Origin of the sequence: Cylindrospermopsis sp. CR12 (assembly GCF_001432185.1) — a bacterium.
In the GTDB taxonomy this organism is placed as follows: domain Bacteria; phylum Cyanobacteriota; class Cyanobacteriia; order Cyanobacteriales; family Nostocaceae; genus Raphidiopsis; species Raphidiopsis raciborskii.
This window is the reverse complement of record NZ_LMVE01000104.1, coordinates 1-14,286: the sequence shown is the minus strand read 5'-3', so window position 1 is coordinate 14,286 and position 14,286 is coordinate 1. Positions and strand designations below refer to the sequence as shown.

Below are 14,286 nucleotides of genomic sequence, written 5' to 3'. Positions count from 1 at the left end.
CTCATCACAGTAGGTTGAGTTTAATACGAAACTTAACATCAACATCCTCATTCGCGCTTAGGGGATAATAGAAACAAGAGCAATTGGAATTGGTAGAAAGTAATTTTTTTCCGTCAAACTAGGTAATTTTGCTGATTTTTTTAACCACATACTTATTTTCTCTCCCGCTTCTTTTGCCATATCAAGGATATCTTCCTGGAGTGCTGTAGAAGCTATTGTAATCGCATCATCTTCTAACAGCGAAATTAAGTTATAAACTTCTTCTCCTGTTGCACCTTCTTCCTTTAAAGGATGAGATAGATCACTGTTGAAAGTGTAGAACGTCAGATAGGAATAAGAGTTTGACGTCATATTATTTTCTAACTCACGCAAGGGATGAGTGACAAATAGAACGTACTGAATGTTTTGACTTTGTAAATCGGGAAAACACCCATAAAATCTTTTAGCTGAGATTGTTGTGAAATCAGCTTGAACCTTTCTGGATAGAGAACGTGCAAGACATCCTATTGGATCTAAATCATGAAGAGGTATATGTTCACTCCCATCTTCTTTTTTGACCCATGGGCAAAGACCAGCGAGCTTGATATTTTCTTTTTCCTGTCCAAACAGGTTAAATTCTGGATCGAAGGTGAATTTTTTGTTGAGAATGGTAGCAATCTTAGTTTCGGTCGTTTTTATTACCGTACCTTCGTTTTCAAATACGGGACGATTCCATTTCTTAGTGCTAAAATTTAAATTATACTTGTGGTCAATGGAGCATAAACCTAATTCCATCCATTTTTCCAGGCGGGTTTCTAGTTCTTTCCTGCTAATTACCCATTGTCGTTTCACTTCTGTTTGAACCTCTTTTAGTTGTTTTTCCATGTCATTATGAGCAGATTCAGCTTTCTTTAAAATATCGTCAATTAGTGAGACCTTATTTTCTTCGATATCTTTAAAGATTTTCTCTTCATCTTCCGAGCTGAGTAAACCCAGAATCTTGAGCCGCATTCTTTCATCTTGAATGCCCATTTGTGTAAAGCGATCAACAAGAGCTCGTTCTCTCTTTTCCTCATGGGTATCAGCAATAATTAGGTAATAAGCAATCACATCTGAAATTTGTCCTAGTCGTGCAACTCGACCATTCCGTTGCATTAGCACTGCTGGGTTTGGAGTTAAATCCCAATGAATGACGCGGTTCGCCGTTTGAAAATCAAAGCCTTCATCCGCAGCTGAAGTTGCCACTAATACTCTTATATTTGAACCTCTTTCACCTAAACCGCGTAACCTTGCAACAGTATCCTCTCTTTGAGAAAGGCTCATATCACCAGTTAGTTTTCCACTATATCCTGGAAGAGCCTTAATGATAATTTCACAAGTTTGTAGGCTTTCAGTAAAAATTAGAAATTTTGATTCGGGATCCCTATTAAGCATCTCTTTAAGCCAATCCAGTTTAGCATTTTCTACTCCGGGTTGACCATTAGTAAAACTTAAAAGTTCTAGCGCAAGTTGTGTTAATTCTAAAATTTCACCATTGTCAGCTATGAAGGTGCTATCTTCTTCTTCGTCTTCGTGAAGATGCTTGCTAAAATTATAAATCTCAGGTATGGTATTATTTGGTTGTGCTATTGCTCTGGCTTGAAAAGTAAAATTATTATCACTGGGGAAGGAAACATCTACGTGTTCAGATTTTATGCTTTCATTGTAGACAGCAAGCTTTTGAGAAATCGCTTTAATAAGCTTACGAAGATTTTCTGTACTATCTGATTTGTCTTGTTTATAGACAGTTTGGTTGTCCCATTTTGTATGTTTAATACACCATCTAAACAGCCAAATTGCACCACTAATTGTGCTACTAGTGAGTCTTGTTTCCAATTGTCTAACTGAAAATCCACTAAACCTTTGATTGTGATTCTTGCGAATCTCTTGAACTTTTCTCCGAATCTTTTTAATTAACTGTAGATATTCATCACTGACCCTAAGATTTGGGCGTTCAATAGTCAATGTGGGAAACATCTTCTCATTATTCCAATTACGAACGGTATCTTGTTGTCGCCAAATTAATGCGATAGGTGATTGATCGCTAGCTAAAAGGTTAACAAGTTTTTGCTGATAGATATCATCTGAGTATGAATTCTCAATTACTGAGGTTCGATGAGTGAGAAGACGTAATAGATTAATAAATTGATTTTCAGAACTAAAAGGTGTAGCACTCATTAAAATTACCAGTTCAGGAGGATTAGAATTATTCCAGAACTCTCCAGTTATCATTTGATAAGCGGCTTGATAGGCTTTTGTTGTTCGTTTTCGTCCTATGAACTGTGGGTTGGTCAATCGGTCTTCACTTGCGCAATGATGTGCTTCATCAATAATTATAATTTTAGGTTTTATTCCTGGTGGTAAATTTTTTTTATCAGATTTTTCCACATAGCGTCTTGCAGCATCCATACTGGCAATGTGAATCCCATCAGTTCTCCGTTTACCATATTCCACAAACCGGTTTTCAACTTCAATAATACTTTGATTATCCATCCCAGGAATGAGGGATTCAAGCTTTTGCTTGACATCATCTAAAAGCCCGCCTTTTGTAAGATAAAGACAGTGAATTTGACGTTGAGCAATGAGCAAATCTCTTAGTATTAGACCAACTTCAATAGTCTTTCCCAGTCCAACCTCATCCGCAATTAGTACGCGCTTTACTCTCAACTGATGGGTCTTCATATACTGTTGTAATGCCAATTGGTGAGGAAAAGGATCTTTGTTACTAACAGTAATTCGACCCGAAAAAATGTTACCAAGGATTTCTAATGCACCAAGTCGCATGACTGTATTAATACGGAATGTAGGATTTAAATCTTTGCTATTATTAAGCACACTCCCACCGGGGAAATATGCTTTTTTTTGCTCAAGCATTTCTCTGACATAGGGAAATTTGTGGAATAGATCTTCCCATGGGCGAAGTTGGCTAAACCAAATACCACGCCGATCCATTAGCTCATTAGCATTAGCACTAGCGCCTATGGTAAATGCGTAATGAGAGTAAGCGGGTGCATTAGAGTTTTCAGGATCTGCATAGACTACATCTGCATGATGACCTTTGAGAGAAGGAATCTCAAATAACTGATAAGGCATAATTAGGTTCTTAATTTTGTTACAATCTAAGTCTAAATGTAAACAAAATTACTTTAATTAATCCTAATTTTTTCCCGCATCTATCTTTAGATAGATATTTGGTCTTAAAGCGTTGCTCGCTGAATATCAATCATGATTGGAGCAGTCTTGTCAGGGTAAGCTGAGTCTATGAATGAAGAACTCCCATCTCTTTAGGGCTGGGGAGTGTCAAAAAATTCTATTCCTATCGGAACGGAAAGTAACTGATAGGCTTGTTCCCATAAATGTTTTGTATCCGAATCCAAAAAAATAATTTTTTTATCTATATTCTGCTCTCTCCAAAAGTTATCGACCCATTTATCTAAGTTGATAACTTCTATTCGATCTATTTCGCTTTGTGGTAAGTAGAGAGGCACAATTATTTGTAGGATGGGTTAGGGGTAGCATAACCCATGGGTGTGTTGGGTTTCATGCTTCAACCCAACCTACCTTCATCTTATATTTAATTCCACTTATTTACTATAGTTTCCAAATTTGATCTAATATCTAAGCTTAAATTAGTGCTAAAAGTAGTAAATAGTATGCGATCACTTGAATTATTAAATCGGTTATTGGAGCTGAGTTTACCATTAATATGTGAAGTATTAGTTTATGGATTATCTGATGAGTGGGTGGAAAAACTCAGGTTATCTGTGATTATAATTTTAGATTATGATCTTATTTTCAATTTTTAATATGAAACCTGTATCATCCTTAAATCTTTGCATTCTTTCTTTGTGAGACTGGTGAAATTCTGGCTTTTTTGCATTTGCTATATATGCCCTTTTTGTCACAAATTTTTCTGAATTTTTATTCTCTATAAACACGCTAATTGTACTTTTTAGTTGTATTTCTGCCTTCTTGATCAAGTTTCTATAGTTTCTACCACTAGGTTTTCTTTCTTTCAATTCCACCTCCATGAAATTATATAATACTCCTTACAAAAATTAAATATTCACAATTCTCTACACTACTGATGATAGTATTTCTTCCTCAATTTCTAATAAATCACTGAAAAATCGATTGGTTTCTGCTAAACAACTATTCAAATAATTTTCATCGGAAGGTAGTCCTTCATAGGTAGAAAGTTTTCTAATTTCTCCACTATCTGTTAGCTCATATACAATTGAATCTTCTGGAAATATGGAAGAATTCAAAGGAACAATATTTTTGAGTTTAGTTTTTAAAAACTCTCCCTTCGGTAAATTATCAAAAGTTTGTAAAATTTGCTGTGCTTTAATTGCTAAGGTAAGATAGTCAATAATGTAAGGACTATGAGTGGTCATAATTAGTGTGTTACCAGCTGTAATATTGACGAATTCCAATAACTTATACAATATATCTCTTTGTGATGTAGGAAATAAATTTTGTTCAAGTTCTTCCACAATATTAAGAAAACATTCATTTCTATACTTGGAAGATAATAACTCTAAAGCAGCTTTTTTAACTTCTTTAGACAAATTTTCATCATTGATAATTGCTTGTATTTCAGTAGTGAGTCTTTTTTGTTCTTCTGCACTTAGTTCGCTTTGAGAAGAACCTTGATTTTGATTAATAGACAAGGCGATATTCCTAGAGACTAAAAACGCTGGAACCAAGGATTGAAAACCACTAGAAGCCTCAGAAATATTCAATTTATAGTTATCGCCTCTAAGAATTAAATTTTGACTAGTTTGATCAAACTCCAGCTTCACATTTCCTACTGGCAAGTCTAAAGTTTCTGATAACTCCTGTTGAGACCTTTCCAATTCTTTGAAAAAGTCAAGCAGCATGAGAGGTAAACCTTTTACTTTTTCCGCTTTCTTGATTACACTGAAAAAATTCCTCTCCGCTGGAATATACATAATTTTAGGTAACACATATTTCCTAGGAGTATTATCACTGCGATTAATAGTTAACTTACTATCAGCATAAGTCATTGTATAAGCACTACCGCGATATTCTATTTCAGTTCCAGATCTAAAGTATTTCTTTAAGTTGTTATAGTTACAATATATATTCACAAGTCGGTTGCGAGATATTACATCTTTCTCGTCTAAACTACCTCGGTATAATTGTTTTTCCAGCCAACTAAACATGGAAATCAATTTTGCAATACTACTTTTTCCTGTCCCTTGATTACCAATAAAAACAGTAATTTTACGAATATCCACCAAGCCATCATTTTCCACAAGTCCTGATTTAATAGGTCCGAAGTTTTGAACTTTTATTTGAGCCATAGATTACTCCTTTTTAATAAGTCTTGGATATGGTGAAGTTTCCGTTGGTGTTGCATATTTGCGGGATGAACTAGCATGCGAAATCATTGAAAAATCCCTCTTGGGTTGAGGAACTAAACCCAACCCATGGCTAAACTAGTTGTTTTAAAACCAACTTAAACTTTCCGCTAGGGAATTCATTCCCTGGACTCCTGGGAAAGCGTTTTAATAATTGGAGTCAGTAACCAACTAAAACCCACCTTTAACTGATGTTCTAAAGTCGGTAATCTATACAAATAGACTAAGCGCCGCACAAGATAACCTAAATAACCATCTAATGTAATCCCTAAAGCTGTAAGAGTAGCATTGTCTACCCCCAAAGCCATAACTTCCCCTAGTGCTTGATAGCGGAAAGGAAGTAGGGGGCGATCGGTTAAAGATGCCCAAATATTCCATGCTGCATAATCTGCTTGCTGAAAAGCTACCTGAGCAGTACCGGGTAGTTGTTGTTCTTCTATGTCCTTACAGTCTGCCAAGTCCCCCAGGGCGAAAATTTCTGGATGCTCTATAACTTGTAGGGTGGGAGTGCAGGTTATTTGTCCCCTTTGGTTATGTGCTAGGGGAAGATTTTGCACCAGAGAAGAAATTCTCGTTCCCACAGTCCAAATGACTAAATCTACGGGAATTTCATCTATTTGATTTTTGTACTCTAAGGAGATAGTATTTTCCCCTATAGATACCACTTTGGTTTCTAAGTCTATAAATACACTTTTCTGTTCTAATGCTTTTTTAGCCTGTTGGCGATTAAACTCTGAAGAAGTGCGCAGAATTTCATCTCCGGTTTCTATTAACCGCAATCTACCTTTCTCTCCCAGTCTATCTGCGAGTTTACAAGCCAATTCTACTCCGCTGTAACCTGCACCCACTATGGCTACACGAATTTTTTCCGGGTTCGTAGCCGTCAAAACTCTCAGTTTTTCTTCCAACCGATGCACATCATAAATGGTACGAAATGGGTAGGCATGCTTAACAGCACCAGGAACCAGATCCAAATTGGTTTCACTCCCCAATGCCAAAACTAACCTGTGGTATGGGAATATTTTTCCATCACATAATTTTACCTGTTGATTATCTGTGTCAATTTCACTAACCTTGGCTTGATGGAAATGTACTCCGGTATTTTCTAATATCTCCTGATATGAGGGTGCTATCTCCCAAGTTTGCAGTTCATTGGTCAGTAGTTCATACAATAGGGGTGAAAAAATAAAGCGATCGCCTTGATCTACTAAAACAATTTCTGGCTTTTCTGTATTTCCCCAATCTAGCTGGCTTAAACGTAAAGCGGTGTAAAGTCCGCCAAAACCGCCACCTAGGATGCAGATTGTTTTAGGTGTTTGTATATGTACTTGTGTAGATATTTCTGTAAGTATTTGATTCATAGTCTTAAAAGTAAGCCAAAAGATATTAATATGATAACGAGTTGAAAGAAAAATCTTCAATTTTGGGAATGGGTGGCAAGTAAATTCGAGGTAAAAGCTATGGTAGGTGATCTAGAGTCTAAGCCAAATCCACAAGTGCTAAGATCATTAGTTATCCTAGGAACTGCCATAATTATGGGAGTTGGTGGGTTGCAGCTGTACAAGATTTTGCTAACCCAACATTCTAAAGCTAATCAAACACCAACGAGTGAAAGTACCATACCACCAATTCATACTGTCACTGCTTTAGGAAGACTTGAACCGAGAGGAAAAGTGATTAAACTTTCTGCATCCACCTTAACTCAGGGAAGTAGGGTTGAGAGACTGTTGGTAAAAGAGGGAGATATGGTAAAGGTTGGACAAATAATAGCAATTTTAGACAACAAACCTCGATTACAAGCAGCATACGAAGAAGCAGAAGCAGCGGTAAAAATAGCCCAGATTAACGTAGAAAAAGTACAACAGGGGGCAAAAATTGGAGAACTGAATGCCCAAAAAGCGGAAATTGGCAGAATAGAAGCACAAAGAGTAGGGGATGAACGTGGACAGGAAACAGTAGTATTAAGACTAGAAGCTCAATGGCAAGGTGAAACGGCAGTACAAAGAGCAACAATCAATAGACTACAAGTGCAACTAAAAAATGCCCAAGTGGAACTAGAAAGATACCAACAACTATATAAGGATGGAGCAATTTCTCAGTCGTTGTTAGATAGTAAAACCCTAAGCGTTGACACTATTACCCAACAGTTGAGGGAAGCAACAGCAAACCTACAACGTATAGATAATACTAGCAGAAAGCAAATTGAAGAGGCAAAAACTGCTCTAAATCGAATCCGTTCTACAGGTGGGGAGCAAATTATCTCAGCCAAAGCTATTTTGAATAAAATTGCGGAAGTACGTCCTATAGATATAGCAGCAGCGAGGGCAGAACTAAATCGTGCCAAAGCAGCAGCACAGCAAGCAAAGGTCAATTTGGATCAAGCCTATATTAAATCTCCTCAAAAGGGAGTAGTATTTGAGATCCATACCCGCGCTGGAGAGCTAGTGGGGAATGAGGGGATAGTAGAAATTGGCGAAACTAGTCAGATGTACGCAGTAGCGGAAGTCTACCAGAGTGACATTAGTAAAATCCTTCCTCAGCAGCAGGTGAAAATATCTAGTAGTTCTCTTGAGGGAGAATTGCAGGGATCAGTAGAGAGAATTGGCTGGGAAGTGAAAAGACAAAACGTGATTAATTCTGATCCTAGTGAAAATATTGATGCAAGAGTTGTGGAAGTTTACATTAAACTAGATCATTTATCTAGTCAGAAAGCCCAAAAACTGACCAATTTACAAATTAAGGCAGTAATTCATCTATGAGAGGACTGATTGAAGAAATACAAAGACGCACACCCTTGGGATGGTTACAACTGAGTCATCATAGAGGTCGATTATTAGTTGCCATATCTGGTATAGCTTTTGCTGATGTATTAATGTTCATGCAGTTAGGGTTTCAAAATGCCCTATATGATAGCAATACTAGATTAAACCGGGCAATGATTGGGGACATTGTTTTAATTAGTCCCCAGAGTAAAAACATGCAAAATATGTCCACCTTTTCCCGCAGGAGACTATTACAAGCGGAGGATGTGCCTGGTGTAAAATCCGCCAGGGCAATGTATGTGGGTTTAGTAGCATGGAAAAATCCCCAAACCCAACGAAAAACCTCTGTACAGGCCCTGGGATTTAGTCCTGAACAATCATTATTAAATGTACCGGCCATTAAAAATCAATTGGATACGATTAAACTACCTGATTACTTTTTATTTGATCGTGGTGCTAGGGGAGAATACAAACAAATGTTTGCCAAAATAGATCAAGGGAAAATTGTCAGTACAGAAATAGAAAAGAGGACAATTCATGTAGGTGGATTGTTTAAATTAGGAGCTTCTTTTGGTGCAGATGGAATATTAGTTTCCAGTGATGAGAACTTTTTACGAATCTTTCCTAGAAGACAAGCAGGAAGTGTCAATTTGGGATTAATTAGTGTAGAACCAGGGTATGAAATTTCTCAGGTAGCAGCAGCAGTGAAATCTCGCCTACAGAAAAATGAAGACGTAAAGGTTTTGACTTTTCCAGAATATATCAAATTTGAGGAAGCCTATTGGAAGAAAGAAAGTCCTATTGGGTTTATTTTCAGTTTGGGGGTAGCCATGGGATTTATGGTAGGAGTTATAATTGTATATCAAGTTCTATCAACTGATGTGAATTCCCATCTAAAAGAATATGCCACCTTTAAAGCTATGGGATATAATAACATGTATTTATTAGGAGTAATTTTTGAAGAAGCAATTATTTTAGCTACTCTGGGATTTGTACCCGGATTTATCATCCCTATGGGATTATACCAAATGGCAAAAAATGCCACTAATTTGCCCATATATATGACCCTGTCTAGAGCTATATTTGTTTTGACCTTGACGTTGATTATGTGTATGATTTCTGGAGCTATAGCAACTGGGAAACTACAATCAGCAGATCCGGCGGATATGTTTTGATTGATCATGGTTTTTAAAAACTAGATGTTGGCACATATTAAATAACATGAAAATAACATGAAAAATTCTGAATTAGTATCAATGGGACTACCAGTAATTGATATCCAGAATCTGGACTATTATTTTGGATCAGGATACCTGAAAAAGCAAATATTATTCAATATTAACCTGACGATTAATGCGGGGGAGATAGTGATTATGACTGGTCCTTCAGGTTCGGGAAAAACCACCCTGTTAACCCTGGTGGGAGGTTTACGCTCTGTACAGTCTGGAAGTTTGAAAGTTTTAGGTAAGGATTTGAGTAAAGCTAGTTTGAAACAATTGACCCAATCTAGAATAAGTAATGGTTATATTTTCCAGTCCCATGGGTTGCATGGTAGTTTAACAGCAGTGCAAAACGTAAGAATGGGTTTAGAAGTTCATCCTAGAATTCCCGCTTCGGAAATGATGATCCGTTCCCGTCAAATTTTAGAAGCGGTTGGTTTAGGAGACAGAGTTAATTATTATCCAGATAACCTATCGGGGGGACAAAAACAAAGAGTGGCGATCGCCCGTGCATTAGTGAGCGATCCTAAAATTGTGTTAGCGGATGAACCAACTGCTGCATTAGATAAACAATCGGGTAGGGATGTGGTGGAGTTGATGCAGAAATTAGCGAAGGAACACAATTCAACGATTTTACTGGTTACCCATGACCATCGGATTTTAGATATAGCTGATCGGATTATTTATATGGAGGATGGTCATTTGAGTGCAGGTGGTTGAAGGAAGAAATGGAGGTTGTGTACTAGACCTGTTGGGAAATAGTGATTAAAATACCAGAAATCCTTATGGAGTCCATCTTTGAGGGATTTCACGGTATAATTCCCGAAATCCTTGTCGGAAAAGCCTTTCAGGAATATTCTGGATTATTACCCAACAAATCTATTTATGCTTGACAAGTCTAAAAGATTTACAAGCTTTATTAATTTATTTTCAATAAACTTCTTGCATATTTAGTCAAGTAGTTTTATATTTAAAGGTAAGGTGATCGAGGCCTTCCTCCAAGAAATCCGGATCACCTTACACCCCTTTTAGAGGTAATCAAATTATGGCACAGACTAGGAATTTTACTGGCAATGTTAATGACACTACTGTAGTTGGCATCGTGGTAGTTCCAGAATGCGATCGCAGGGAACCATTAAAGCGATTAGACATCTCCGGAAATAGCCAAAGCGTTACCAATACTACTTTTTAAGGTGAGACACCCCAATACAAAAGTAGCTGACTGGTATGCTAAAATAAGCGTTAGAGATGCCTCTTGTTGGGAATTAACCAAAAGATAACACCTATGTGTACACTGCAGAAGCTATCGACAAAAACAAAGAGTGGTGATCGTCAGCAATTCTAAATTTAACTTGACTTTTGATGCACCTATTGTTATGATTACCCTATGTTAAGTGTGGGGAATTCTTGGTTCTTGTCCTGGTTTAAAGGGGGAAAAACATGCTTACTTGTTTTGATGTAGCACGTTATTTCATTCACCTGGCAAACGAAACTGGTTCATATATTAGCAACCTCAAATTACAAAAGCTGGTTTACTATGCTCAGGCCTGGCATTTAGCGCTCTACGATACTGCTCTGTTTGAAGAAGAATTTGAGGCCTGGGTTCATGGGCCGGTCATTCCTGTGCTGTATCAGCAATATAAGGGTTTTGGATGGCGTCCCATCCAACAAGAAGTAGAGGAGCCTAACTTGCCTGAAAATATCAGAAGTTTTTTGGATGAGGTTGTGGAAGTGTACTTCCAGTGCGATGCTTACGAATTAGAACGCATGACCCACCAAGAAACCCCTTGGATTGAAGCAAGAGCAAGGGGTTCCCTACCTATGGATGCTCCCTGTAATGAAATTATTACCAAGGAATCTATCAGGGAGTATTACAAAGTACGTGCCGAAGAAGAATAAGATTAAGAAGACTGAACTTCAAAATCAGTCTCCTTGAACATGGCAGGGTGCACGGCTTCTTTATTGAAGAAATCTTTTACATTGTGTGGCTAGATCCAGACCATCTACTTTACCGACGGTAGATTACACTGGGCGATCGCATCAACAGTTGGCTAGACGAAGACAGCAGTAAGACGTTTGCCACGGTGAACAATTTTCCGTGTATCGTAGGCCTTGTTTTTATTAAAATTGAATACAATTATATGTCCCTCGTTCAACCTGTACGAATCTAGGTAGCTACAAAGCTGATCAAGTCCATCCTGGAGCCGCTTTTCACCGTACCAGATTTTCAGTTCGATCACATAACGCTGGTTGTTATAGGTAACCACCAAATCCATCCTACGGTCTTCCGCAGTCACATTCTCCTTAAATAGGTATCCCTTACCATTGATGATCGGGCGAAAGAAAGACATGAGCAACATACGCCCATTGGACTGAAGAAAATCGTTGTCTTTAGATGAATGATGCTCCCGCATGAACCACTGGAATCTCTCTAAAATTAGCTCAATATTGAGTCTTCCACCAGATATGAATCCGCTGTCTCGGTATCGGTCAAGGAGGCCATGGTCAGTTTCCTGCTTAGAAAGTAGGTAGTCAAGAATTCGGTATTCATAGATTTTATTGCTGATATCGCAGAGACCCTGCTCGTTTCCCCTTAGTATTCCATAGACTTTGCCCTTGCCAATAACTGGATTGCTGACATTGAACTTCAATGCCATACCATTGATCACAATATCTTTGACCAGGTGGAAAAGATCTTCGTTGTTTTCCAGGTTTTTGTCAATATCATCAAAGTGGGTCGTGGTATAAGCTCCATCCACTAGGTATGTGTAGGCTGCGTCGATGTCCTCAGATGCCCAAGGTCGCTTATTTTCACGCATATAAACTTCATCAATGACCTGGCACATCTTGCTAATAAGGAAAGGATTACCATTGGTATAGTAAAACAGAAGCTGAGCCAATAAATGAGAGTCTATGGTGAGTATATGCTCACGGGCATATTCCACGAGCATGGGTTCAATTTCCTGCTGGGTGAAGGTGAATTCGATATCCAAGTCTACAGCAATGTTCCAAGGACTGTTCAGCTTGCGCTCCTCACCCGTGGTAAGCTTTAACTTCAAGGTCTTCACATCATGGATACCAATCAGTACTACGGAATGAAAGGTGGCATCTCGACCTTGTGCTGCTGCTAGGTATTTGTCCCGTAACAAGGACAGGAAACTGATGAACACCTGGTTATTGCTGGCTTTGTCAATTTCGTCCAGCAGCAAAACAATTTTTAGCCCAGACTTACTAACCCAATCGCTGATAAATCTTGAAAGTTGTTGGAAGTTTTCTATTTTCCTTGCTTCACCTTCAAGCCAGTCCGCTAGTTCCGGGTGGTTGAAGAACAATCCTTTGGCAAAAACCACAGGTATCATGCCCGCCAGATTTTTCTCACTTTCAAATGGTAGGTCGCCAATCCCCTCGAAACTGGTGCTGATTACCAGATATGTTTCCACCTTCTCAAAGCTTTTTGCCAGCAGATTCTGCATGGTGGTCTTCCCATGTTGGCGGGGGAAATTGATGGCAAAATATTTGCCACTTTCTATCAGTTGACTACATCTATTGAATTTTGCTGTCACATCGCACATGTAGTGCTTTTCTATCTGACAAATGCCGACTGTGTTGAACTCTTTCATATAAAATCTAAGGCCATATAGAAAATTAAGTATATAAGTGTATCCTATATGGCAAGGTTAAAATGGCATAACTATTACAGCAGTTTTCTTTATTGACCACAATTTACAGTGTAAACCATCCTTGTGGTTCCCAGGGAATTGGGTGAGTCCAAATTTCTTATATTTTTCACTTATGCTTGACAAGTCTAAAAGATTTACAAATTTTATTAATTTTTTTCAATAAACCTCTTGCATATTTAGTCAAGTAGTTTTATACTTAAAGGTAAGGTGATCGAGGCCTTCCTGCAAGAAATCCGGATCACCTTACACCCCTTTTAGAGGTAATCAAATTATGGCACAGACTAGGAATTTTATCGGCAATGTTAATGACACCACAGTAGTTGGCAGTGTAGTGGTTCCAGAATGCGATCGCAGGGAACCATTAAAGCACCTATTAATTGGATCGAAAAAGACAGTTATTAGTACGATTCACTATCTACACGTGCTAGGTTATGCCCATGCAACTGATTGGAGTGATCTGATACCAACTAGTAATCCAGGGGAGGTCATGAGTATCCTGGTAAAACAGATTCTGATTAATTGACATCCACCGGTGGGTTTGACTCAATAATGAGATAGGGAATGAATTCCCTATCTCAATTGTGTGTACACCAGCTATGGGGGCAAAAACAAAGAGTGGCGATCGGGTATTAGGTAAACAATCGGATAGGGATGGGGTATAGTTGAAGAATAATGTTCTGTTCACATATTTGTTTTACAGCTGAGACCTTTATCCAGTGAATAAATTATGGTAAATGATAATGATGATATCCAAATTCTAATTAATAAAACTGAGCGTTTCCTCAAAGTTTCGAGGAGCGATCAAGCTATTAAAGATATTAAAGGGGTGTTGAAGGATTTTGAAAAAGTTTTGGAAACTGACCCTGATAACCTTCATATTCTTAAGGTTTATGCTGAATGTTTAGTTAAATTGCATGAATTAAGGAAGGCATTGGAAGTTTTTAAAAAACTTATGGAATTATCTCCAATCAATGTGAGTATTATGAGGAATTATGCCAGTGCATTGTTCGATAATGGTGAAAGTAAAGAAGCATTAAATGTTCTTGAATCTGCCCTCCATATTGAGCCAAAAAATGTAAAAGTATTGAGTACATATAGCAAGATTTTGCTGAGACTCACTGATTATAAGAAAGCGTGTGAAATATTTGAGCGTTCTCTACAAATTGAACCAGATAACACAATAGCTTTAAATAGTTATGGGAAAGCTCTCGCTGATTCT

The 14,286-nt window shown here is 37.9% G+C and carries 12 protein-coding genes; 7 read left to right on the top strand and 5 right to left on the bottom strand.

The genetic code is table 11. The features are described 5' to 3' along the window. Positions 1-57: 57 nt before the first annotated feature. From ASL19_RS11610 to ASL19_RS11590, 4 genes are all read right to left on the bottom strand, one after another. Positions 58-3,111, bottom strand: a complete 3,054-nt coding sequence (locus ASL19_RS11610) for a DEAD/DEAH box helicase (protein ID WP_057178471.1) — start codon at positions 3,109-3,111, stop codon at positions 58-60. A gap of 683 nt (positions 3,112-3,794) precedes the next feature. Continuing rightward, positions 3,795-4,043 carry a hypothetical protein gene (locus tag ASL19_RS17880; RefSeq protein WP_187705504.1) on the bottom strand — a complete coding sequence of 83 codons (249 nt, stop codon included), beginning with the start codon at positions 4,041-4,043 and terminating at the stop codon, positions 3,795-3,797. A 51-nt stretch (positions 4,044-4,094) separates the two neighbouring features. Continuing rightward, positions 4,095-5,348, bottom strand: coding sequence for an AAA family ATPase (locus ASL19_RS11595; protein WP_057178468.1), 1,254 nt, complete (start codon positions 5,346-5,348; stop codon positions 4,095-4,097). Between the two features lie 176 nt (positions 5,349-5,524). Continuing rightward, positions 5,525-6,766 (bottom strand): NAD(P)/FAD-dependent oxidoreductase, encoded by a 1,242-nt coding sequence (locus tag ASL19_RS11590; RefSeq protein ID WP_057178467.1) that lies wholly within the window; start codon positions 6,764-6,766, stop codon positions 5,525-5,527. A 99-nt stretch (positions 6,767-6,865) separates the two neighbouring features. Between ASL19_RS11590 and ASL19_RS11585 the strand changes: the two genes are divergently transcribed. The 5 genes from ASL19_RS11585 (at position 6,866) to ASL19_RS11570 (ending at position 11,286) form a co-directional block, all read left to right on the top strand. Then, a complete protein-coding gene (locus ASL19_RS11585) occupies positions 6,866-8,164 on the top strand; it encodes an ABC exporter membrane fusion protein (protein ID WP_057178466.1) in 1,299 nt (432 codons plus the stop codon). Next, the gene (devC, locus tag ASL19_RS11580; protein WP_057178465.1) at positions 8,161-9,342 is read left to right on the top strand and encodes an ABC transporter permease DevC; all 1,182 of its coding nucleotides are present in this window, start codon (positions 8,161-8,163) and stop codon (positions 9,340-9,342) included. Before ASL19_RS11585 ends, devC begins: the two co-directional genes overlap by 4 nt. Positions 9,343-9,399: 57 nt before the next feature. Then, the gene (locus ASL19_RS11575; RefSeq protein ID WP_072149132.1) at positions 9,400-10,107 is read left to right on the top strand and encodes a DevA family ABC transporter ATP-binding protein; all 708 of its coding nucleotides are present in this window, start codon (positions 9,400-9,402) and stop codon (positions 10,105-10,107) included. 325 nt (positions 10,108-10,432) lie between these two features. Continuing rightward, on the top strand, positions 10,433-10,579 hold the full coding sequence (locus ASL19_RS18290) for a hypothetical protein (RefSeq protein WP_161489525.1): 147 nt from the start codon (positions 10,433-10,435) through the stop codon (positions 10,577-10,579). A 248-nt stretch (positions 10,580-10,827) separates the two neighbouring features. Continuing rightward, the gene (locus ASL19_RS11570; RefSeq protein WP_057178464.1) at positions 10,828-11,286 is read left to right on the top strand and encodes a Panacea domain-containing protein; all 459 of its coding nucleotides are present in this window, start codon (positions 10,828-10,830) and stop codon (positions 11,284-11,286) included. Between the two features lie 152 nt (positions 11,287-11,438). Here the strand turns inward: ASL19_RS11570 and ASL19_RS11565 are convergent, their stop codons facing one another. Continuing rightward, on the bottom strand, positions 11,439-13,007 hold the full coding sequence (locus ASL19_RS11565) for an AAA-like domain-containing protein (protein ID WP_072149131.1): 1,569 nt from the start codon (positions 13,005-13,007) through the stop codon (positions 11,439-11,441). A 331-nt stretch (positions 13,008-13,338) separates the two neighbouring features. Between ASL19_RS11565 and ASL19_RS11560 the strand changes: the two genes are divergently transcribed. Together ASL19_RS11560 and ASL19_RS11555 are read left to right on the top strand one after the other, a co-directional pair. Then, on the top strand, positions 13,339-13,590 hold the full coding sequence (locus ASL19_RS11560; RefSeq protein ID WP_006277258.1) for a hypothetical protein: 252 nt from the start codon (positions 13,339-13,341) through the stop codon (positions 13,588-13,590). A gap of 204 nt (positions 13,591-13,794) precedes the next feature. After that, positions 13,795-14,286 (top strand): tetratricopeptide repeat protein (locus ASL19_RS11555; RefSeq protein WP_152980434.1); only part of this gene is annotated, 492 nt, incomplete at its 3' end.